Genomic DNA, 23,207 nt, shown 5'->3' with positions numbered 1-23,207 from the left:
CCGCAACGGCAAACAGCCGCTAAAAATGTCTCCAATTACCATAAAACGCGGCCAGATGCGGTCCATTCAGAACCAGAGCGGTCCATTCAGAAAATGTCGGAAAGCTTCAGAACATGGCGGTGGCCGATTCAGGACTTCCCCGGCGCGCGATGACAGAAACGGACAGGAATGACGTAGGCGGGGGTGAATCGAAATCCGGCATCCGGCGGCCGCGCGTCTCTGTTGGAGCCGGGGAAACATGGGTTCAAGAACAGTTTCGACCTCCGACCGCGGCGCTGCTTCATCGCGCGGCGTCGTTTGGAACCGCGCAACGTCATCGGGCCGCCTGTTGCGCGCCTCATTGCTGGTTTCGACGGCGCTGACAGCCACGGCCTATTCGGCTCCGGCCCGGGCGCAGGACGCGACCTGGCTCGCCAGTCCGGCCGACGGCAATTACAATAACGACGCCAACTGGAGTTCCGGCGCCGCGCCGACCACCACGGCCACGTTCGGCGCTTCGTCCGTCACCAGCCTGTCGTTTTCCTCAAATACCACAATAGACGGCTGGACGTTCAATGCGGGTGGCCCGGATTACGATTTCATCAACGGCAGTGCCCTCGCCTTCAACGGCGCCGGCATCGTTGCCAACGGTGGCCGCGTCGCCATCACCAACAACGGGGGCCTATACTTCTACAGCAACAGCAGCGCCGGCAGCGCCGCTATCACCAACAGCGGCTACCTGGCTTTCTACGACAACAGCACGGCCGGCGGCGCCACCATCACCAACACCTCCACTCTGGATTTCAACAACGCCAGCACGGCGGGCAGCGCCGTTATCACCAACAACGGCAACCTGTATTTCTACAACAACAGCACGGCGGGCAGCGCCGCCATCACCAACAACGGCAACCTGTACTTCTACGACGCCAGCACGGCGGGCAACGCCGCCATCACCAACGACAATTATCTTTCTTTCAACAACACCAGCACGGCGGGCAATGCCGCCATCACCAACGCCAGCTATGGCTATCTGTATTTCTTCGACAACAGCACGGCCGGCGATGCCACCATCACCAACACCAGCAGTCTGTCTTTCCGTGGCACCAGCACGGCGGGCGGCGCCACCATCACCAACAACGCCGGCCTGTCTTTCTTCGAGAACAGTAGGGCGGGCGGTGCCGCCATCACCAACAACGCCGGTCTGTATTTCTACGACACTAGCACGGCCAGCAATGCCGCCATCACCAACAACTACGAGCTGACTTTCTGGGACGCCAGCACGGCGGGCGACGCCGCCGTCACCAACAATTCGGGCGGCACGGTCGATTTTTCGTACAGCACCGGCCCGAACGGCGACCACAAACTAAGCGCGGGCTCGATTGCGGGGCCCGGCAGCTATGTCCTCGGCGCCAACCGACTGACGGTCGGCTCGAACGGGCTTTCGACCGAGGTGAGCGGCGTCATTTCAGGCGCGGGTGGATCGCTGGCCAAGATCGGCACGGGCACGCTGACCCTGTCGGGAACCAACAGCTATAGCGGCGGTACCACGATTTCCGGCGGCATTCTGCAACTCGGCAACGGCGGCGCGACCGGCGCGATCATCGGCGCACTCACGCTGGGATCCGGCGGCAGGTTCGATGTCGTCAACGCCGACACCAGCGGCATCACCAGCCTGACCAATGCGGGCGGCATCGTCAACGTTGGCGATGACAACCTGCTCGCCGGGTCGATTTCCAATACTGGCGCGGGCCGGATCAATCTGGGCGCGCGCGCCGCCCTCTACGACACTGGCAGCGTGCTGAACAACGACGCCACCATCAATGTCGGCACCGACGGCATCGTCAGGAGCAATGGCGACATCAACAACAATGCCGGCGGCGTCATCACCTTCGAAGGCCCCGGTGGCACGGCGCAATTGTCGCCAGCGGGTAGCGTCTACAACAGCGGCCAGATCAATGTCATCGGCGGCGACGTCTGGATGGGGTTGAGCTATTTCAACAATCAGAGCGGCGGCAGCGTCTCGCTCACCGGCGGCGACATGTCCTGGGTGAACAGTTTCACCAATGCCGCCGGGGCGACGTTGAATATCGCCGCGGGCCACAAGCTCAGCGTGCAGTTCCTCAACTTCTATGGCGGCACCGCCACCGGCGCGGGCACGATCGAGGCCGCGGGCGGCATTTACCTCTGGGGCCCCGGCGCGATTGGCACGACGCTGGCCGGTACGGCGTCCTTGTCCAAGGGCGGCCCCGACACGACGGTTCTGACGGGCGCACACAGCTACACCGGCGGCACGACGATCAACGCCGGCACGTTGCAACTCGGCGATTCAAGCATGGCCGGCGCGATCCTGGGTGCTGTCAACGTGGCGGGCTATAGCGGCACGTTCGATGTCGTCAACGCCAATACCAGCGGCATCACCAGCATCACGAACACCGGCACGACGAATTTCCGCAACGGCACCAGCGCGGGCAGCGCCACCATCGCCAACGAGGGCTACCTGTCGTTCTACGACAACAGCACGGGCGGCAGCGCCGCCATCACCAACAACCAATACCTATATTTCTGGAACGCCAGTACAGCCGGCAGCGCCGCCATCACCAACAACGGCAACCTGTCGTTCCACGGAAGCAGCACGGCGGGCAACGCGACCATCGCCAACAGCGGCTCCATGGTTTTCAGCGACAGCAGCACAGCCGGCAACGCCACCATCACCAACAATGACGGCCTGTCCTTCTACGGCAGCAGCACGGCGGGCGGCGCCACCATCACCAGCAACGCCGTCCTGTCCTTCGTCGACAACGGCACAGCGGGCGGCGCCGCCATCACCAACAACGGCGGCCTGTATTTTTACGGCACCAGCACGGCCGGCAATGCCGCCATCACCAATGTTCTGGTCGGCACGGTCGATTTTTCGGGCAGCTTAGGCCCGAACGGCGACGGCAAACTGAGCGCTGGGTCGATCGCGGGCGCCGGCGACTACAACCTCGGCGGCAACGAACTGACGGTCGGCTCGAACGGGTTTTCGACCGAGGTGAGCGGCGTTATTTCAGGCGCCGGCGGCGCGCTGGTCAAGACCGGCGGGGGCACGCTGACCCTGTCGGGAGTCAACAGCTATAGCGGCGGTACGACGATTTTGGACGGTGTGCTGCAACTCGGCAATGGCGGCGGGGCGGGCTCGATCTTCGGCGACGTCGTCAACAACGGCGTGCTCGCCTTCAACCGCAGCAATGCGGTGATCTTCTATGGCGACATCTCCGGCAGCGGCGCCGTGCGGCAGATCGGCCACGGCACGACGATCCTTACCCGCAGCAACACATACTCGGCGGGCACGACGATTTTGGGCGGCACGCTCCAGATCGGCGACGGTGGCGCGACTGGCAGCATCACGGGCGACGTGACCAACAACAGCACGCTGGCCTTCAACCGCAGCGACGTAGTGACTTTCTCCGGCGTCATCTCGGGCAGCGGCGCTGTCCGGCAGATCGGCGCGGGCATGACGATCCTGACCAGCGAGAACACCTTCAGCGGCGGCACCACGATCGCGGGCGGTACGCTGCAACTCGGCAACGCCGGCGGCGCCGGCTCGATCATCGGCAACGTCATCAACGACGGCGTGCTCGCGTTCAACCGAACCGGGACGCTGACACTCGCCGGCGACATCTCGGGCAGCGGCGCGGCGCAGCAGATCGGCTTGGGCACCACGATCCTGACGGGCACCAACAGCTATTCTGGCGACACCCTGGTCACCGATGGCCGGTTGCAGTTCGGCGACGGCAGCGCGGGCCGCAGTAATACGCTCGGCGGCAACCTCATCGTGGCCGGCGGCACGCTGGCGATCCAAACGCCGGCGACGGTAAGCGTCGCCCAGACCGTGACCTTCGGCGCCAACACCGCGTTGTCCATCACCGCTGGCGCCAACAGCCCGGTGCTGTCGGCGAACAGTGTCACGATTGGCAACAATGTGGCCTTGAACATCAGCGGTATCGGCGATGCGAGCCAACTCGACAAGGTGCTGATCGACACCACGTCGGGCATCAGCGGCGACTTCGCCAGTGTGTCCGTGGGCGGCTTCGGCGGCACGGTGGACTACCTCACGGTCTCCACCCGCAAGTCGACCGACAGCTTGCAATATATCGCCAGCTACGGCTTAAGCTGGAACGCCGGCAATGACCTCGCCCACGGCAGCTTTACTCTGGCCAATCCGACCGACAGCTTCACCGTCGGCGCAACGCTCAGCGACCAGGCCGCCAATCCCGTCACCGGATGGAACGGCACCGCGCTGACCAAGGCCGGTCCCGGCACTCTGATCCTGACGGGGGACAACACCTATACTGGCGGCACGACGATTTCCGGCGGCACCCTGCAACTCGGCAACGGCGGCGCGACCGGCTCGATCCTCGGCCACGTCGTCAACGACGGCGTGCTCGCCTTCAATCGCGGTGATGTTGCCTCCTTTGGCGGCGTGATCTCGGGCAGCGGCGCGGTGCGGCAGATCAGTGGGGGCACGACCATCCTGACCGGCGACAATACGTATAGCGGCGGCACGACGATCGCGAGAGGCACCCTGCAAATCGGCAATGGCGGTGTAACCGGCTCGATCCTCGGCAACGTCGTCAACAACGGCGTCCTCGCCTTTAACCGCTCCGATGCGGTGACCTTCGCCGGCGACATCTCCGGCACCGGCGCTGTCCAGCAGATCGGCAGCGGCACAACGATCCTCGCCGGCAGCAATACCTACGCGGGCGGCACGACGATTTCGGGCAGAACGCTGCAACTCGGCGATGGCGGTGTAATCGGCTCGATCACCGGCAATGTCTCCAACGACGGCGTGCTCGCCTTGAACCGCTCTGACGTGGTGACATTTGGCGGCGATATCTCCGGCAGCGGCGCTGTCCAGCAGATCGGCCAGGGCACGACGATCCTGACTGGCGCCAACAGCTATAGCGGGGGCACGACGATTTCGGGCGGCACGCTGCAAATCGGCGAGGGGGGCGCGACCGGCAGCATCACGGGCCATGTCGCCAACAACGGCACGCTGGCCTTCAACCGCTCCGATGCGTTCACCTTCGCCGGCGCAATGTCGGGTAACGGCGCGCTCAATCAGATCGGCAGCGGCACGACCACGCTGACCGGCGCGGGTAGTTCGGTGGGCATGGTCACGATCGGCAATGGCACGCTGGCGCTCGGTCAGACCGGCACGTTCAGCGCCGCAAGCTACACGACACAGAGCGGTGCGGTCACGGCCATCGGCGGAGCCGCACAACTCGCCGTGACCGGAGCCTTCACGCAGGACACCGGCTCGACACTGAACGTCACCCTGGGCGCGAACGAGCCGACCATCACGGCGGACTCCGCGTCGCTGAGCGGAACCCTGAAAATTGCCGGCCTCACGGCGCCTTCGTCTGCCAGCGCACTGGCGGGCACGCAGTTCACGGTCCTCGCGACGACGAACGGCATTTCCGGCGACTTCGCAAACATCACCATCGGCGGCTCGTCAAACCCGGTCGACTACCTGAGGGTGACGGGTGGCAGGAGCGTTGACAATCTCGACTACAACATCGGCCTCGGCCTGATCTGGACCGTCGGCGCGGCGCAAGGCAACGGCACTTTCACGCTGACGAACAGCACGGACGCCTTCAATGTCGATGTGGCGCTGACAAACCAGACCGGTCCCTTCGCCAGCGGCTGGGACGGCAAGAGCCTGACCAAAGCCGGCGGTGGTGCGCTGACGCTCTCGGCGATGAGCACCTACACCGGCACGACGACCATCAATGGTGGCACGCTGGCGATCACGGCGACCGGCGGTATCACCTCCGATGTCATCAACAACGCCACGTTCCGGAACGCCGGCACGGTGGCCGGCAGCGTGACCAACAATGCCGGCGCGATCTTCACCCAGACGGGGGGTGGCGTCTCGAGCGACGTGATCAACTACGGCACCGTGAACGCCAATGGCGGTGCGCTGAATGGCGCGATCGCCAACAATGCCGGCGGCATCTTCACTGTTGGCGGCACGCTGACCGGCGACAGCACTTTCAACAACGCCAATGGCGCGACCCTCACGGTGTCCGCGACTGGCGACTACACCCTCGCGGGGCTGCTGACCAACAGTGGCGCCGTCACGGTCGCTGCGGGCGGCTCGCTGACGGCGCCCGGCGGCATTCTCAACCGTGCCGGCGGCGTCATTACGAACAACGGCACCTTGACAGACGCTCTCGACAATGCCGGGCTCGTCACCAACAACGGCACCTACAATGCCACTGTGGCCTCCAATTCCGGCACGATCAACAATACGGCCGGCGGAATATGGAGCGGCAACTTCAACACGTCGGGTATCGTCAACAATGAGGGGACGATCAATGGCAGCCTGATTCAGACCGCGGGAACGACGGCCAACAACGGCACCATCACCGGCGCCGCCGCGGTCTCGGGCGGCCTGTTCACGGGTAGTGGTTCGGTCGGCGGCCTGACGATCGCCAGCGGCGCGACCGTCGCCCCGGGCGTGGCAGGCGGCATCGGCACGATGAGCGCGGCCGGCAACGTCACCTTCGATGCAGGCTCGATCTATCAGGTCACCGTCAACACCGCCGGTCAGGCTAGTCGCATCAACGCCACGGGATCGATCGCGATCAATGGCGGCTCGGTCAATGTGCTGGCGGGTTCGGGCCATTATGCGCCCAGCACCACCTACATCATCCTCAGCACGACGACCAATGGCGGCAGGACGGGGACGTTCGATAGCGTCAGCTCCAATCTGGCCTTCCTCACGCCGACGCTCGGCTATGACGCTAGCGACGTTACTCTGACGATGACCCGCAACGCTATCGATTTCGCCGCAATCGGCATTACGGCGAACCAGATCGCCACTGGCGGCGGCGTCGAAAGTCTGGGCTTCGGCAATCGGGTCTACAGTGCGGTGTTGAACCTGTCCGCTCCACAGGCGCAATATGCTTTCAATCAGCTCTCAGGCGAGATCCACTCATCAACCAAGACCGCGCTGATCGAGGACAGCCGCTTCGTCCGCAGTGCCATCAATGATCGCATTCGCGCCGCTTTCGATGCCGTCGGCGCGTCGGGTACGGTCTCGACCTATGAGGGCGGAAAGCCTGTGACGGTGAAGGCGAATACCGACCGTTTCGCGGTCTGGGGCCAGGCGTTCGGCTCGTGGGGCCATACGAGTAGTGACGGCAACGCCGCCCGTCTCGGCCGCAAGACCGGCGGCTTCTTCATCGGCGCCGATGCGCCGGTGTTCGACACCTGGCGCTTCGGCGCCGTCGCCGGTTACAGCCAAACGTCCTTCGACGTGAAGGATCGCCGCTCCTCTGGTTCAAGCGACAACTACTATGTCGGACTCTACGGCGGCACGGCCTGGGGTGATCTCGCGTTCCGGACGGGTGCTGCCTACACCTGGCACGACGTCTCGACCAACCGGAGCGTGGCGTTTCCCGGCTTCGACGGAAGCCTGAAGGGCGGCTACAACACAGCAACAGCACAGATGTTCGGCGAACTCGCCTATGGATTCAGCGCGGGTAGCGCCCGAGTCGAGCCTTTTACCAACCTTGCCTACGTGAACTTCCATACCGATGGTTTCACCGAGCAGGGCGGCGCAGCGGCGCTGACCGGCGCCTCGGCCAACACCGACGCGACCTTCGCGACGTTCGGCCTTCGTGCCTCGACGACCTTCGACATCGGCGGGACCGCGCTCAATGCGAAGGGCATGGTCGGCTGGCGTCATGCTTTCGGTGACATGGCGCCGACCTCGACCGTGCGCTTTGTGGGCGGCGGCAGCAATGCCTTCGCCGTCGGCGGGGCTCCGATCGCCCGGGATGCCGCGGTGATCGAAGCCGGTCTCGATTACGCGATTACGTCCAGCGCCACCCTCGGCGTCTCCTATGGCGGCCAGTTCGGCTCGGGAATGTCCGACCAGTCGGCCCGCTTCAACTTCAACGTCAAATTCTGATGGCGAGCGGCGTGAACGAGCATAGTCAGAGCTGATCCGCTGCGAAGCGCTCGATGCGAAACGCGAACATCATGAAAGCGGCAATGCAAGAGCAACATGGGCTGAACGATCACGGCGCTCCTCGCCGGACTGGAACCTGAGTTGACGATAACCAAAAACACACGAGAAAATCCGACAAAATCGCTCCTCCCGCTATTCTACAAGGACCCCGTTCTCCTGCGTTTCGAGGACCATCGCGATCCTGGGCTTGCGCCAGTGCCGGGCTTCGGGTTTGCGCGCGAGGCGGTCGCCATTCCGCTCTGCATCGGCGAATTCGCCATGCCATGCGGCACTACCCGATCGCCTTCGCCGTCGACGACAACGCCTCGCCGATCGCACTCGTCGCGATAAAGCGGGAGCTCAATCTGTTCATCGAGCGCGATAGCTCGTGGCGCGAGAACACCTACATCCCGGCCTATGTGCGCCGCGATCCCTTCATCGGCACCGAGACGTCAGCATCGATCGCGCATCGGATCGCTTCGTCCCATCGGCCGCGAACTAGCGCGACGAGGAGCGACTGTTCGACGAGGCCGGTGGTCCGACTGCGACCGCACAATCGGCGATGGCCTTCTGCCAGGCCTACTTCGCCGATTCAAAGAACACGGTGGCCTTTGGCCAGGCGCAGATCGCCGCGAAGGTGCTGACACCGTACCATGTGGACTTCCGGCTTCCGGACGGCTCGCGGCACCAGACTAAGCAAAATGTGACTTGCGACGGCGCACCGTTGATGTGGCTGCCACTATCGAGCACCGAGCCCATGCAGGAGGTTGTAGTCGCCCATCTCGGCGAGGCTACGCTTTCTCAACCCGCTCGCGGTTTCCTGGAGTTCGCGGTTGGGTTGCGACAGGGGCGCACATTCTTGGACCGTTTGAAACGGCAGTCGATAACCGCAGCGAATAGAACGCCTCAATCTTACTATTGGACGTACTTGTGTGACGTTCCCATGATGCATTCGACGGACGAGTTGCCAGAACCCTTTCAAGCTTACGCGATCTGTCAACAGCAAATACAAAATGGGGAACATCATGTCTGATATGAGCACCAAGCTGCGGATGCTAGCCGCCGCAGCCTCCATCGCAACAATGGTAACCTGCTCAGCATACGCGCAGAGCTTCGACACCTCGGGCGTCAAGGTCGATCAAGCTCTTGCGGATCGCCTCCCGGCAAAGATCAAGTCAGCAGGCGTGCTGACGATCGGGTCCGACACGGCCTATGCGCCATGGGAATTTTTGAGCGAGACTGATGGCCAGACGCCAGTCGGCATCGACGTCGACATCGCCGATGCGATCGGTAAGAAACTCGGGGTCAAGATCGATTTCCAGACCTCGGCTTTCGACGCCATCCTGCCCGCGCTCGGAACGAAGTTCGACCTCGGCATTTCCGCACTCTCGATCACCAAGGAGCGCATGAAGGCGGTTAACTTTGTCAGCTACACTCAATCGGGCAATCTATGGGCCGTAAAGGCAGGTAATCCCACGAACTTTGATCCAGCCAATCTATGTGGGACCAAGATTGCGATCATGTCCGGCACGTCCCACGAAAAAGAGGTCGTGGAAGAAAGTCAGAAGTGCACTTCGTCTGGAAAGAAAGAGATAGAACTCATTCCTTTCAAGGTCCAGACCGAGGCGTTGACCCGTGTTGCGGCCGGTGGTGCGGATGCAACGTTTTCCGGACCGGCCACAATTGGCTATGCGGCGAAGAACTCCAACGGCCAGTTGGAGACAATGGAAGCAACCCCCGCAATGGCTCAGATCGGGAACAACGGCATCGCAGTAGCCAAATCCGATGAGAAATTGACGGAGCTCATCGCGGATACCATCAATTCTCTCATCAACGATGGTACGTACAAGGCTATTCTGGATACTTGGGGTATCGGTTCCGCCATTGTCGATAAAGCCGTGGTAAATCCTCAGGTTAACGACTGAAATCATGGATTTCGAACCAGATACCAGAGCCGGCCTGCGGCCGGCTCCCATACAAAATCCATCGGAGATCGCGCGAAACCTCGTGGTTCCGCGTCGGCATCCAGGGCGCTGGGTCGCGGTTGCGATCATCTCGATAATCTCTGTTCAGATTGCGATCGCCGTCGCAGGAAACACCAATTTTCACTGGGATATCTATCTGACCTATCTGCTTCATCCGCAGGTGGTGAGGGGCGTCGGCTGGACCCTGCTCCTCACTGTGGTCGCGATGGCGACGGCGATCGTCATCGCGGCGCTTCTCGTGATCATGCGTGACGGCGACAATCCAATCCTCCGCGGACTGGCCTATGCGTGGATATGGTTCTTCCGCGGAACGCCCGTCTACACGCAGTTGCTTTTCTGGGGCCTTTTCGCCGTATTGTTTCCCAGCCTAAGCATCGCGCTCCCTTTCGGTCCCGAGATCGTGAGCGTGGAGACGAAATATATCGTGACCCCCGCTCTCGCTGCGATATGCGGGCTCGGATTCAATGAATCCGCTTACCTGACAGAGATATTCCGAGCCGGTTTCAACTCGATCGACCGCGGGCAAGCCGAGGCAGCGCAGGCGCTTGGCATGCGGCCAGCAAAGATTTGGTGGCGGATACTCATGCCGCAGGCAATGCGAGTGATCATTCCTCCGACCGGCAATGAAACGATCGGCATGCTGAAGATGACGTCCCTGGTTCTCGCGGTACCGTTTACGCTGGACCTTACGTTTGCGACCAACGCGATCGCCAACCGGCTCTATCTGCCGATTCCGCTGCTGATGGTCGCCGGCACCTGGTACCTCGTTATCACAAGCCTGCTGATGGTCGGCCAGTATTTCCTCGAACGGCACTTCGGTAAGGGCGTATCGGCCCACCCGGCGCGAGTGGAGTGACCCATGGAGGCAAGCATCTCCGATTTCTGCGTGGAAATGCGGAACATCCACAAATTCTACGGCACCGTCCACGCCCTCAAAGGCGTCGATCTGCAGGTGAGGCGCGGCGAGGTCTGCGTTGCCATCGGCCCCTCAGGTTCCGGCAAATCGACGCTTCTCCGCTGCATCAACCAATTGGAGGGCATCTCAACGGGACGCGTGTTCGTTAAGGGTGAGTTACAGGGATTCGTGGAGCGGAAAGGCCGCTTCCACCCCTTGTCGCCGGGCCGGGTCGCTGCACAGCGGCGCTCGACCGGCATGGTGTTCCAACGCTTCAACCTGTTTCCGCACATGACCGCTCTGGAAAACGTGATGGAGGGACCTCTTCACGTAAAAGGTTGGGCGCGAGCGCGCGCGAAAGCCAAGGCGATTGAACTCCTAAAACGGGTCGGGCTGGATGGGCTCGGAAGCCGATATCCCGCCCACCTGTCCGGCGGGCAGCAGCAGCGGGTCGCGATAGCGCGCGCTTTGGCAATGGAGCCGGAGGTGATGCTCTTCGACGAGCCAACCTCGGCGCTCGATCCCGAGCTCGTAGGCGAGGTCCTCGACGTCATAAAGGATCTGGCGCGAAGCGGCATCACCATGGTCGTGGTGACGCACGAGATCGGATTTGCACGCGAGGTTGGCAATCACCTGGTCTTCATGGACCAGGGACAGATCGTCGAGGAAGGTCACCCAAAGACGTTGCTCGCCAATCCGAAAAACCCGCGGACGATCGCCTTCCTGTCGAAGGTGCTATGAGATGGGCGTAGCTATCACTGAAACCAGAAATGCTGACGAGATGGGGCTTCATGCCGCTTCTCAACTGATCCGGAAGCAACCTGATACACAGGTGCATTCGGCTATCTCAGATCGCCGCCCGCAGATCGTCGAGGAACTCCGCAAGGATTCGAGAGGGAAGGCGATTTGGCGGCCTGATCAGGAGGGTCCGGAAGTAAAGTGGAGGCTCGAACGGCCGCAACGTCAGCCCGCGCCCCTCGTAAGGTTCGGCCGTCAAAGGATCGACAAGGCCAACCCCGATGCCGGCGGCCACCATCGCGCAGATCGTTGTCGAATAAGGCGTTTCCATTACCGTTCGGATCGCGACGCCAGCTTCATTGAAAACGTGCTCGGCGTCGCGTCGCGTCGTATCTTCCCGAGCGAGAGCGATAAAGGGATACCCCGCAAAATCCATTGGGCGAATGACGTCCAAGGCCTCGAGCGGATGTCCTTGGGGCACCGCCACAGTGACGCGAAACTGCGCAAACTCATTCGTCTCAACGCCCGTACGATCGATCTCGTCGGCGACGATCCCGAGATCGAACTGACCGGAAGCTACCAGATCGCGCACGTTGGACGACATGCGCGCCTGAAAAGTCACAGCGATATTCGGATTGCGAGCCATGAACGCATGAAGGGCGCGGGGGAGGACATTGGTCGACAGGGCCGAAAGACAGGCGATCCTCAGTTCACCAGAACCATAATCTCGAATGCGGGCAGCCGCCCCCCTGAGATGGCTCAAGCCGATAAAGGCCTGTTCGACTTCGCGGAAGAAAAGCTGTCCCTCGGGCGTAGGGTGGAGTCTGCCTTTGATCCGCTGAAAAAGAGCGAAACCAAGCGAGCGTTCAAGTTCCTGTATCATTTTGCTGACCGCGGGCTGGGATACGTGCAAAACCTCAGCCGCGCGCGCCGTGGTGCCGTTGGTCATAACGATCCGGAAAACTTCGACCTGCCGAAGGTTCATGCCGGCTCTCCCTCAAAATCAATAACTTTGCGGAATAGAAATACCGCAACAGTACATGTTTTTCGATTGAAATCGCCGAGGCGGTCGCTGTTGCTTGGAAAGGCCGTGTGATGAATGATCTCACCCAATGCGTTCTCACGCCTGAAGTACCGACCGAGGGATTTGCACCTCTCGGCGTTGGCGTTCACAGGGCTTCGACGATAGTGTTCAAGGATGCCGCTGCTTATGCCTCGCGCGGCGAACGCGGTCACGAAGGCTATTCCTACGGCCTTTACGGCACCCCGACGACACGCACTCTGGAAGCCAAGATAACCAGCCTCGAATCCGGCATGTGGACCTTTCTCACCCCGTCCGGACAGGCGGCGAATGCGCTTGCCGTCATGCCTTTCCTGGACGCGGGTGACCATATCCTGATCGCCGACACGGCCTATCCGCCGATGCGGGATCTCGCGGAATCCGACCTGCGCCGTTTGGGCGTGGATGTGGAATTCTTCGATCCGCTTTCACCGGAGGACGTTGCATCGAAGATGCGGACCATGACGCGGATCGTCTGGTGTGAAAGCCCTGGCTCTACGACGATGGAAATCCTCGACCTGCCGAAGCTGGCGGCGATCGCTCACCAAGGGGAAGCGCTGGTCGGCTTCGACAACACATGGGCGACGCCGCTTAACTTCAAGCCGCTCGAACACGGCGCGGATATTGTCACGGAGGCACTCACCAAATTCGTTTCGGGCCATTCCGATGTGCTGATGGGCTCCATCACGGTCGGGGATGGCGCACTCATCAAACCTATCCGCTCCCTGATCGGGCGGATGGGCATCGGCGTCTCGCCGGATGATGCCTCGCTTGTGCTACGCGGCTTCGAAACCCTCGGTGTGCGTTTGCGTCACTCCGAAAGGGTTGCTCTCGACTTCGCCCGCAAGCTTGCGGACCATCCGCTTGTAGAGCGCGTGTTGCATCCGGCGCTCGAAAGCTTTTCCGGGCACGCGATCTGGAAACGCGACTTCCTCGGTTCGAGCGGGGTCTTCAGTATCCTCTTCAAGAACAGCGCGTCGCAGCATCTGGCCGCCGCGCTCGATACCCTGAAGATCTTCGCCATCGGCGCATCCTGGGGCGGAACCCGGAGCCTTGCCGCGCCCATGTCCATCGATGCCTTTCGAACTGCGACCCGCTGGCCGGGTCCGGATGTCATTCTCCGTCTGAGCATCGGGCTCGAGGACGAGCACGAACTATGGGCCGATATCGAGCGTCTCCTGACAAGCATCGAGGCCCAGGAAAACAAAAGGTCCGAGGCACCCTTCAAGACTGCTCGCAGTAGCTGACGGTTTAGGACAGCCCCTGCCAACCAATCATCAAGAGGACCAGAATGCCGAATTTGGATAGCGCGCTCCGTGCCATCGACGACAATTTCGACTTTTCGGTGCGCAAGCTTCTGGAATTGGTCGCCATCCCATCGATTTCAGGCGAAGCTTCGGGGGGACCGGGCATTGCCCGGGCGGCCGAGTGGCTCCAGGCGGAGCTGTCGTCCGTCGGGCTGTCTGCGGAGATCATCGAAACGAAGGGGCACCCAGTCGTTCTCGCCCAATCTCCCCAGACCTCGCACTTCAAGCGTCCGCGGCTGCTGTTCTATGGACACTACGACGTGCAGCCGACTGGCGACGTAAATCAGTGGAAGCATCCTCCCTTCGAGCCGCGCGTGATCGAGGAGAACGGCGTCCATCGCTTCTACGGTCGTGGTGCGTCCGACAGCAAAAGCCAGCTTTGGACCTTTATAGAGGCGCTGCGCGCATGGAAGACCGCCAAAGGCGATTTTCCAGCTGATATCGTCGTGATGCTGGAAGGAGAGGAGGAGTCAGGCTCGCCGAGCCTGCCCGAATTCATCGACGCCCATCGAAATGACCTTCGATGCGACGTTGCGTTCATTTGCGATGCCGAGATGTGGTCACCAACACAGCCGGCAATCACGACCCAACTCAAGGGGCTTGTCCATGAACGAGTGACGATCTTTGCTCCCAATCCCGATCTCCATTCAGGGCACTACGGTGCGGTAGCCGCAAATCCCATCCGCATACTGAGCGACATTCTGGCAGGCATTCATGACGAAGCCGGGCGAGTGAACATCGACGGTTTCTATGACGACGTGTCCGAGATCCCGAATAGGCTGCGCCTGCGATGGCGGGAGTTGGAGCGGGACACAGCCCACTTCGAAGAGGTCAACCTGAGCGGTGGCGTAACAGAGGAAGGATATTCCGCGCTGGAAGCGATGTGGGGGCGCCCGACCGTCGATATCAATGGGATCACAGGTGGAAATCAGGGGCCGGGCGAACGGTCAGTTTTGCCAGGGAGCGCTACGGCCCGTCTTTCTTTCCGGCTTGTCCGAGGACAAGAGCCGGACAAGGTCCGCGCTGGATTCAGGGCTTATGTCAAATCAAAACTTCCGAAGGGATGCACGGTGGAATTCGTCGGCGCCGGCGGCAGCTCGGCGGTGGTGCTTTCGCAGGACAGTCCGTTTCTCGCGGCTGCCGCGCGCGGACTGGAACAGGAGTGGGAAAGCCCTACCATTCTGAGAGGAACAGGCGGCGCGATACCGCTCGTGCAACAACTCAGTGAGGTCCTTGGCGCCGAATGCGTCGTCATCGGTTTCATCTTACCGGGCGATGCAATCCATGCGCCGGACGAACGCTACGATACGCGACGTCTTCTCAAAGGAATTCGCAGCTGGGTACGGATCTTTGAAGAGATCGGAAATCCTTGAGGACAAGCTCGAGCAACGGCTTGCAACGAGCAAGCATGACAGCAGACCGGAATAGGCAAATTAGTGGAACCCTTTGATCCTCGGACTTCCGTCAAACCGGCGGAGAGTTTGCATTGTTCAACTGGACGCAGAATGCCTGCCACCCGCATCGACACCGATAGCCTTGGTCCCCGACAGCTGCCTGCCGGGGCGCTTTACGGCGTGGCCACCCTGCGCGCGCAGGACAATTTCGACATCTCCTTCCGTAAGCTCGGCGACGCCCCCGAGTTGCTAAACGCGCTCGCACGCATCAAGCACGCCGCGGCGGCTGCCAACCGCGACATCGGCGTGCTGCGGCCTGATGTCGCTGATGCGATCATCGCAGCGTCGATCGAAGTCGAGAGCGGCCAGCACGCCGATCAATTCATCGTCGACTTGCTTGAGGGATCGGGCGGCACATCCATTAACATGAACGTCAACGAAGTGATTGCAAACCGGGCGCTGCAACTGTTGGGCGATCAACCCGGCCAATACGACCGAGTGCATCCGAACGATCACGTCAACATCGGTCAATCGACCAATGACGTTGTGCCGGCGGCCGTGAAGCTCGCAGTTTATGAAAAGTCCCAGACGCTGATAGACGCCTTGACGCGTCTTGCAGAGGCGCTGGAGGATCGCGCCAGAGCTTTTGAGGATGTGCTGAGACTCGGCAGGACTTGCATGCAGCCGGCCCAACCCATGCGCCTGGGCCAGGCGTTCGGTGGCTACGCGGCTGCGATCCGAAGGCTCATGGCCAAAATCACGGCGGCGCGGGACGAGATGCTGACCCTGCCGCTCGGCGGAACAGCGATCGGCACCGGCCTCGGCTCGGCGCCCGGCTACCGCAAAGCGGTCTACCGCCACTTGCGCGAACTCGTCGGGGCCGACGTGCGCCCGGGCGAGAACATGTTCGACGCCATGCAGAACGCCGACGGCTTCGCGCGCGTCTCATCGGAGATGAGGATCTGCGCCGAGGTCATCGGGAAAATCGCCTCGGATCTAATCATCCTGTCGTCAGGCCTTAACAGCGGCGTGGCGGAGTTGCGGCTGCCTTCAGTGCAGCCCGGCTCCTCCATCATGCCCGGCAAGATCAATCCGGTCCTTCCCATGATGATGCAGCAGGTCGCGTTCGCCGTGGTGGGCAACGACGCGGCGGTGTCGCTGGCGTCGCTCCAGGGGCAACTCGAGATCAATCATTTTGAGCCTGTCATTGCTTCGCGCCTATTCGACTCCATCGAACTTCTCGCGAAATCGACCCGTATCTTCGCGGATCGCTGTATCTCCGGTATCGAAGTCGACCGCGACCAATCACTGAAGAACCTGATGTGCTCGGCGGCCATTGCGACCGTTTTCGTTCCGAAGCTCGGCTACACAACGGCTTCGAAGCTTGTGCACGCGTCGGTGATGGAGCAGCGGCCGTTTATCGATCTGGCTGTAGAGGTGGGCTTGGTGACCCGCGACGAGGTACTGGACGTGCTGCACAAGAGCACTGCCTATCACGAGGACGTCGCATGAAGCCCCACTCGGCACTTGCCATCCTGCTGCGTGATCTAGCGGTAAGCTCGTGGATTGAAGCGGCCGCAATAGCGCCGTTCTTCGGACTGTTCGAACGCGCCAGCCGGCTGAAATCACCGGTCACCGGCGAGTCCAGCAGATGGAGGTCAACACGCTGGGTGAGGTGGTGCAGACCGGGCAGAAGCTGATGGTGATCGTGCCCGATGGCACGAAGCTCGATATCGAGGCGATGCTGCTCAACCGCGACAAGGGTTTTGTCGGCGAGGGGCAGGAGGTGCGTGTGAACCTTGAGCCTTTCACACGCTATGGCACCCTGAGCGGCAAAGTGCTAACGGTCTCCAATGACGCAATCCCGCTGGCTCGCCGCAGCAGTCTCAAGCGGCCAAGGAAGAGACCGCGCGGCAGCGCCGGGCCGTTGGTCTTCCCGGTACGCATTGCGCTTAGTGAGGCGTCGATCCGTGTGACGGCAGAGGTCAAGACGGGCAATCAACGGGTGCTGGAATTCCTGCTCGACCCATTGATGAAGATGATGGATGGAGCATAGCGAGGGCAGCGGCCTTGGAGCGGCGAGGGGACTTGCCTACATCGTACATGTCGTCGATATGGAGGTCGATGAGTTCGCCGAAGGTTTTCAGGCGCGCTGTACGGGACCTGGTCGGGGTCTCGCCGCGATCAACTTGACGCTCGGCGTCCGTTGCCCAGCGCCGTGCGTCGTCTCGGCGCAGGAAGGTCTCGCTGACGTAGCGATCTTTGCGACAGACTTGGACGCGCCAGGAACCGGACGAGAGTTTGTTAGGTGGCCATTTTTTCGTGTGCGCTCCGTGTGCACTGAGAGATCGAAACGTGGCGAAAAGGGTCGTATTCTGGCGTAAATTCGGATTGGCTCGCTGGGAGCTAAGAATTTGATGTTAAAGAAAATAAATCAAGATCATAGAGTGGCCGTGGCCCCCATGATGGACTGGACGGACCGCCATTGCCGGTTCTTCCATCGCCAGCTGACGCGCCGTGCGTTGCTCTACACCGAGATGGTGGTGGCGGACGCGGTCATCCAGGGCGCGCGCGAACGCCTGCTTGGTTTTGATGATGCGGAACATCCCGTCGCGCTGCAGCTCGGCGGCTCCGGTCCGGGGAAGCTGGCCGAGGCGGCGCGCATTGGCGAGGCTTTCGGCTATGACGAGATCAACCTCAATGTCGGCTGCCCGTCGGACCGCGTCCAGTCCGGTACGTTCGGCGCCTGCCTGATGAAGGCGCCTGACCTCGTCGCGGACTGCGTCGCGGCGATGAAGGCGGCCGTGGCCATCCCGGTAACCGTCAAATGCCGCATCGCCGTCGACGAGCAGGATCCCGAGCCGGCGCTGGATGCGCTTGCAGACGGCGTTTTTGCGGCCGGCGCCTACGCCCTTTGGGTGCATGCGCGCAAGGCATGGCTGGAAGGGCTGAGCCCCAAGGAAAACCGCGACATCCCGCCGCTCGACTATGGCCGCGTCTATCGGCTAAAGGCGAGAAAATCGAGCGAATTCATCGGCATCAATGGCGGTATTCAATCGCTTGAAGAGGCGCGGACGCATCTCCATTACCTCGACGGCGCCATGCTCGGCCGCGCCGCTTATCATACTCCAGGTATTCTGACCGGCATCGATTCGATGTTTTATGGAGAGCGGGCCGGTCCCTTCGATTTCGCCGCGCTGATCGATGTCATGGCCGGCTACGCCGCACGCCATATCGAACAGGGCGGGCGGCTCGGCCACGTTACCCGCCATATGGTCGGGTTGTTCCATGGATTGCCCGGTGCGCGCCGCTACCGCCAGATCCTCTCCACGGATGCAACGCGCCCCGGCGCTGGGCCGCAGGTGCTGAAGACGGCGTTCGCTGCGGTCGACCTCAGCGCGGCGGTCGACAAGGCCGCCTGAACCGCTTTTGCCGAACGTCAATCCCGGAGGGTCATCCGGTCGCCGCGCACGTCGAAGCCGGACAGCGAACTGATGAAGTTCATGCCGAGCAGGCTCTGGCCAAGCATACCGGGCGCCGCGACCATCACCGGCATGTTCTTGCGCACGATGCCGCCGATCGCCAGTTCGTTGGTTTTCACCGCGGCGGCGCGCGCCGTGCCGTTGGCGGTCGAGACCGGTATGGTGAAATCGAGAGCGGCGGGATTGATACCGGCTGCCTGGGCGTCCTGCGAGGTCAACACGGTGCTGGTCGCCCCGGTATCGACAACCGTGCGCACCGGCGCGCCGTTGATCAGGATGCGCGCCTCGAAATGGCCATTGTCGGCCTTGTCGAGCGTCACGGTGGCATGGCCGTTCTCAAAGCCCAGCGCCAGCGGGCTGCCGGGAACGAGCCCGGCGGTTACCCGGCTGGCGAAGTCCTGCAATTCGTAGCGATATTGATAGCCGGCGATCAGCGCGAGCGCGATGGCCGCCCATGCGCCGAGATTGCGCGCCATGGCGCTGAGCGGGCGGCCCGATCTTAGAAGGCCGGCGCCGATGAGCGCGCCGAAGGCGCCCAGCCAGATCAACCGGCCGAAATCATCGTTTTCGACGCCGAGCGTATTGCCGGCGGAATCGTTGAACATCAGCAGCACCGCGCCGACGCCGATGAGGAGCATCAGGATCCAGAACAGGCGGTTCATGTCGGCGATCCGTTCACGAGAGCGCGTCGCGTTCGCGCGCCATGCGGGTGCGGCGGGTTTCGCGGCGCGGCCGGCGCTCGATCGTCTCCAGCCTCGCCGGCAGTTGGGCCATGACGTCGCGGCGCGCCTGCGCCGTCATGTCGATCCAGGCGCCGATCTCGTCCCGGGTGCGGCCGCACCCAAAACAGAAACCGGTCTTCATATCGATCGAACAGACCAGAATGCATGGGGATTCGATGGCCGTCATGGATGTTTCCTTGGCTGACTTCCACATGGTGCAACGACATGGCCTTTGCAAGCCCTCGGGAATGCGTCGCCCGCGGCCGCTTTTACATCAAGAGTGGGAGGTTGTGCCGGCGCACGAGGGCGGCTATGCCGCTGCGATCTGCAAGGACGATTTCCACGACATGACCAGAGCACAGCCTTTCGATGATTTCCGTGATCTGCTGGCCAATCTGCCGGCGGCCGACACGGCAGCGGAGGCCCGTGTGCGAACGCTGTTCGCCAAGGCGGACAAGCCAAGGAACTCGCTTGGTCGCATCGAGGATATCGCTGGCTGGCTGGCGGCATGGAGCGGCCGTGCGCCGCCGGCGGTGACGCGGCCTCTGGTCGCCGTCTTTGCCGGCAACCATGGTGTTGTCAGGCACGGCGTCTCGCCGAGGGCCGTGGCGGCGACCGCCAACGCCGTCGAACTGTGTGCGGCCGGCGGTGCAGCGATCAACCAGGTCTGCGTCGCCAACGACCTCGGGTTGAAGGTCTTCGATCTCGCCTTGCATATTCCGACAGCCGACATCACGCAGGATGCCGCACTCGACGAGCGGGGCTGTGCCGCGACCATGGCCTTCGGCATGGAGGCGATCGCCGGCGGTGCCGACCTGCTTTGCCTCGGCGATCTGGGCGTCGGCAATTCCACCGTCGCCGCGGCCCTGTTCGCGGCCCTCTTGGGCGGCAAGGGAGCCGATTGGGTCGGCGCGGGCTCCGGCGCCGATGCGGCGATGCAGGCGCGCAAGGCGGAGGTGGTCGATGCGGCGCTGGCTTTCCACGCCGGCCATCTCGATGAGCCGTTGGAGGTGCTGCGCCGGCTCGGCGGCCGCGAGTTCGCGGCGATAGCCGGCGCCATCCTTGCGGCAAGGACGCAGAGGATCCCTGTGCTGCTCGACGGAATTGCGGCAACGGCCGCGGCGGCAGTGCTGCATGCCGCAAACCCTGCGGCGCTGGATCATTGCCTGCTCGCCGGCCTGTCGCCGGAGCCCGCGCATGCGCAGGCCGCCGAGCGCCTTGGCCTTCGCCCCTTGCTTGACCTCGGCGTCGGCCACGGCGAGGGAGTAGGCGCGGCACTTGCCGCAGGCCTAATCAAGGCAGCGGCACTGACCAGTTCGGGCATGGCCGCGGCCGTTCGCGACTAGGCCGAGCATTCGTCGCTCATTCCACGCATGAGGCGCGTCAACGCCGACGCGCCGCGACCGCAGCGGTCGGCAGGGCCGGCAGTTCCTCCATCACCCGGCTCAGCGGGAAGATGGCGATCGCCTCTGTGCCTTCGCGCAGCTTGGAATGAAGTTGGAACTCGCCGCCATGCATGGCGAGCAGGCCCTGCACGATCGGCAGACCAAGTCCGGTGCCCTGTTCGGCGCTCTTGATGGCGATCGAACCCTGGCCGAAGGCCGAAAGCACTACCGGGATCTCGTCTTCCGGTATGCCGGGGCCATTGTCCTTGACCGAGATGTATTGTCCGCCACCGGCCGTCCAGCCGACGCGCACGCGGATTTCGCCGCCGGTGGCGGTAAACTTGATCGCGTTGGACAGCAGGTTGAGGGTGATCTGGCGCACCGCGCGCTCGTCGGCGAACAGGCGCGGCAAGGCATGTTCGAAATCCTGAATGACGCGGATATCCTTGTTGCGCGCCTTCAACTCCATCATGTGGCAGCAATCCTCGACAATGCCGAGCAGCATCACCGGCTCTTCATTGAGCTGGTAGCGGCCGGCCTCGATGCGCGACAGGTCGAGGATCTCGTTGATGAGGTCGAGAAGATGCTGGCCGGATTCGTGCACGTCATGGGCATAGTCGCGATAAGTGGGATTGCTCATCGGCCCCAGCACTTCGTTCGACATCACTTCGGAAAAACCGAGAATGGCATTGAGCGGCGTGCGTAATTCATGGCTCATCGAGGCAAGAAAGCGCGATTTCGCCAGATTGGCATCTTCCGCGCGCCGCCGCGCCTCGTCCGACATCGCCTTCGCCGTCTCAACCTCCGCGACCAACGCGTCGGTTTCGGACCGGAACGACAGGAGCATCAGCGACGAGCGGTTGAGGTGTCGCGCCACATAAACGAAGAAGGGTATCGACACGACAAGCAGCCCGGCCATGATCGCCTCGACCGGCATCCACAGGCGGATTCCGGTATAGGCGTAAATCGCCACCGGAATGGCGAAGGTCGCCAAAAGGGCGCCGCTCAGCGACGACGCCATGACGGCGGTTGCCGCCATCGCGAACAGCAGCACCACCGCCTTGACCACCTGGAACTGGTCGACCTGGCACACGTCGCAGCCGAGCCAGACGAACCAGCCCCAGCCGAGGCCGCACAGGAAATGTCCGAACAGGAATTCCCTCTGTGTTTGCAAGGGGTTAAGCTCGGACGCTTCCGCGCGTTCGACGCGGCGCGCAATGAAAGCCACGATCGTGTAGCAGGTCAGGGTGAACAGCGCCCAGAGAATGATCTCATTGCCGATGCCGGCCAGCCGGCCAAGCGCGGCGATCGCCAGGACGACCAGCGGAATGGCAATGGCTCCGCTGGTCATCGCGCGCGCATGGAGTTTCAGCAATTCGCGATCGAAATCCGGATTGCCGGCCTGTTGCGAAAGACGGTCGCGCGTCTTGCGCACCGCGCGCGCGACATCGCTGTTGCGATGGCGTTTCCTGCGGTCCACAATGAATTTGTCCGCTGTGTTCGAGCGTTGCAAAGGCATGAAGACTTCAATTATGCGGGCGGCATTTCGAGGTGTTAAGCTACGTTCGAATGATTAACCAACCGTTTGCCATATGAGCCGTTCCTGGTCGCAAGGACCGCGCCAGCGGTACGCTGCGCCGCGCCCGCGAAGCCCATGGCGCAAGTTGCTGGACTATGGGCTGACGGTCATCGTTCTGGGGTTGCTCATCGTGCTTGCGGCGCGCCTCGATCGCGTGGAGACGCGAAAGACACAGGGCGTCGCCATCATCAATGATGGCGACTCGATCACGCTCGGCGCCGAACGCATCCGCATGCGCGGCATCGACGCGCCGGAATACACCCAGATCTGCCGCAAGAAAGGCGCCGACTATTCCTGTGGCACGCTTGCGCGCCAATCTCTGGTGCGCCTGATCGCCGGCAGGCCCGTCATCTGCAGCGGCTGGCAGCGCGACCGGTACGGCCGGCTGCTCGGCGATTGCAAGGCCGGGGACACCGATCTCAACCGCGCACAGGTGGAGGCAGGCTGGGCTGTCGCTTTCGGCGATTACGAGAGCGAGGAAGCGATCGCGCGCGCGGCAAAGGCCGGCATCTGGGCAGGTACGTTCGACCAGCCGCAAGATTGGCGCGACAGCCACCATGGCGAGTCCGTCGAGAGAAAACATGGCACGCTCGCCTCCATCGGCGATGCCGTGCGAGAGATTTTCCGCTTCTGGTAAGCCGGCGGAAGCTGAACCCTGCCATCACCGGCAAGAACTGGAGGA

At 62.4% G+C, this 23,207-nt stretch carries 16 protein-coding genes and 1 pseudogene; 13 read left to right on the top strand and 4 right to left on the bottom strand.

Going from position 1 to position 23,207, the window contains the following annotated elements; translation table 11 throughout:
* The first annotated feature begins 238 nt into the window (after positions 1-238).
* The 6 genes and pseudogenes from LB551_RS24370 (at position 239) to LB551_RS24350 (ending at position 11,599) form a co-directional block, all read left to right on the top strand.
* Positions 239-7,939, top strand: coding sequence for an autotransporter-associated beta strand repeat-containing protein (locus LB551_RS24370; protein ID WP_224660680.1), 7,701 nt, complete (start codon positions 239-241; stop codon positions 7,937-7,939).
* Positions 7,940-8,262: 323 nt separating this feature from the next.
* A pseudogene (locus LB551_RS30185) lies at positions 8,263-8,409 on the top strand (SapC family protein); the annotation flags it as partial.
* A gap of 86 nt (positions 8,410-8,495) precedes the next feature.
* Positions 8,496-9,011 (top strand): hypothetical protein, encoded by a 516-nt coding sequence (locus LB551_RS30180; RefSeq protein ID WP_411970965.1) that lies wholly within the window; start codon positions 8,496-8,498, stop codon positions 9,009-9,011.
* Positions 9,004-9,903 (top strand): ABC transporter substrate-binding protein, encoded by a 900-nt coding sequence (locus LB551_RS24360; protein ID WP_224660679.1) that lies wholly within the window; start codon positions 9,004-9,006, stop codon positions 9,901-9,903. Before LB551_RS30180 ends, LB551_RS24360 begins: the two co-directional genes overlap by 8 nt.
* Positions 9,904-9,907: 4 nt before the next feature.
* Positions 9,908-10,819, top strand: coding sequence for an amino acid ABC transporter permease (locus LB551_RS24355; protein ID WP_224660678.1), 912 nt, complete (start codon positions 9,908-9,910; stop codon positions 10,817-10,819).
* Positions 10,820-10,822: 3 nt separating this feature from the next.
* Positions 10,823-11,599, top strand: coding sequence for an amino acid ABC transporter ATP-binding protein (locus LB551_RS24350; RefSeq protein WP_224660677.1), 777 nt, complete (start codon positions 10,823-10,825; stop codon positions 11,597-11,599).
* A 106-nt stretch (positions 11,600-11,705) separates the two neighbouring features.
* On the opposite strand, the gene LB551_RS24345 is transcribed toward LB551_RS24350, so the two are convergent.
* Positions 11,706-12,581 carry a LysR substrate-binding domain-containing protein gene (locus LB551_RS24345; RefSeq protein ID WP_224660676.1) on the bottom strand — a complete coding sequence of 292 codons (876 nt, stop codon included), beginning with the start codon at positions 12,579-12,581 and terminating at the stop codon, positions 11,706-11,708.
* A 110-nt stretch (positions 12,582-12,691) separates the two neighbouring features.
* On the opposite strand from LB551_RS24345, the gene LB551_RS24340 reads away from it, so the two are divergent.
* The 5 genes from LB551_RS24340 to dusA all read left to right on the top strand — a co-directional run bounded on the left by LB551_RS24340 (position 12,692) and on the right by dusA (position 18,779).
* The gene (locus tag LB551_RS24340) at positions 12,692-13,903 is read left to right on the top strand and encodes a trans-sulfuration enzyme family protein (RefSeq protein WP_224660675.1); all 1,212 of its coding nucleotides are present in this window, start codon (positions 12,692-12,694) and stop codon (positions 13,901-13,903) included.
* A 44-nt stretch (positions 13,904-13,947) separates the two neighbouring features.
* Positions 13,948-15,336 carry a M20/M25/M40 family metallo-hydrolase gene (locus LB551_RS24335; RefSeq protein WP_224660674.1) on the top strand — a complete coding sequence of 463 codons (1,389 nt, stop codon included), beginning with the start codon at positions 13,948-13,950 and terminating at the stop codon, positions 15,334-15,336.
* 132 nt (positions 15,337-15,468) lie between these two features.
* On the top strand, positions 15,469-16,869 hold the full coding sequence (locus LB551_RS24330) for an aspartate ammonia-lyase (RefSeq protein ID WP_224660673.1): 1,401 nt from the start codon (positions 15,469-15,471) through the stop codon (positions 16,867-16,869).
* Positions 16,870-17,008: 139 nt separating this feature from the next.
* Positions 17,009-17,413, top strand: coding sequence for an HlyD family efflux transporter periplasmic adaptor subunit (locus LB551_RS24325; RefSeq protein ID WP_224660671.1), 405 nt, complete (start codon positions 17,009-17,011; stop codon positions 17,411-17,413).
* A 361-nt stretch (positions 17,414-17,774) separates the two neighbouring features.
* On the top strand, positions 17,775-18,779 hold the full coding sequence (dusA, locus tag LB551_RS24320; RefSeq protein ID WP_224660670.1) for a tRNA dihydrouridine(20/20a) synthase DusA: 1,005 nt from the start codon (positions 17,775-17,777) through the stop codon (positions 18,777-18,779).
* 17 nt (positions 18,780-18,796) lie between these two features.
* On the opposite strand, the gene LB551_RS24315 is transcribed toward dusA, so the two are convergent.
* Together LB551_RS24315 and LB551_RS24310 are read right to left on the bottom strand one after the other, a co-directional pair.
* Positions 18,797-19,501, bottom strand: coding sequence for a TIGR02281 family clan AA aspartic protease (locus tag LB551_RS24315; protein ID WP_224624614.1), 705 nt, complete (start codon positions 19,499-19,501; stop codon positions 18,797-18,799).
* A gap of 13 nt (positions 19,502-19,514) precedes the next feature.
* Entirely contained in the window at positions 19,515-19,748 is a 234-nt protein-coding gene (locus LB551_RS24310; RefSeq protein ID WP_140548438.1) for a DUF1289 domain-containing protein, read from the bottom strand.
* A gap of 160 nt (positions 19,749-19,908) precedes the next feature.
* Between LB551_RS24310 and LB551_RS24305 the strand changes: the two genes are divergently transcribed.
* Positions 19,909-20,907 carry a nicotinate-nucleotide--dimethylbenzimidazole phosphoribosyltransferase gene (locus LB551_RS24305; RefSeq protein ID WP_224660717.1) on the top strand — a complete coding sequence of 333 codons (999 nt, stop codon included), beginning with the start codon at positions 19,909-19,911 and terminating at the stop codon, positions 20,905-20,907.
* 37 nt (positions 20,908-20,944) lie between these two features.
* On the opposite strand, the gene LB551_RS24300 is transcribed toward LB551_RS24305, so the two are convergent.
* Positions 20,945-22,465 (bottom strand): sensor histidine kinase, encoded by a 1,521-nt coding sequence (locus LB551_RS24300; RefSeq protein ID WP_224660669.1) that lies wholly within the window; start codon positions 22,463-22,465, stop codon positions 20,945-20,947.
* A gap of 73 nt (positions 22,466-22,538) precedes the next feature.
* Here LB551_RS24300 and LB551_RS24295 point away from each other — a divergent pair, with 73 nt between their 5' ends.
* Complete coding sequence (locus LB551_RS24295) at positions 22,539-23,162, top strand: thermonuclease family protein (RefSeq protein WP_224660668.1); 624 nt, start codon at positions 22,539-22,541, stop codon at positions 23,160-23,162.
* Positions 23,163-23,207 lie beyond the last annotated feature (45 nt).

Origin of the sequence: Mesorhizobium sp. BR1-1-2 (assembly GCF_020165435.1) — a bacterium.
GTDB lineage: Bacteria > Pseudomonadota > Alphaproteobacteria > Rhizobiales > Rhizobiaceae > Mesorhizobium.
The sequence above is the reverse complement of the archived record's forward strand: the minus strand, read 5'-3'. Positions and strand labels throughout refer to the sequence as shown.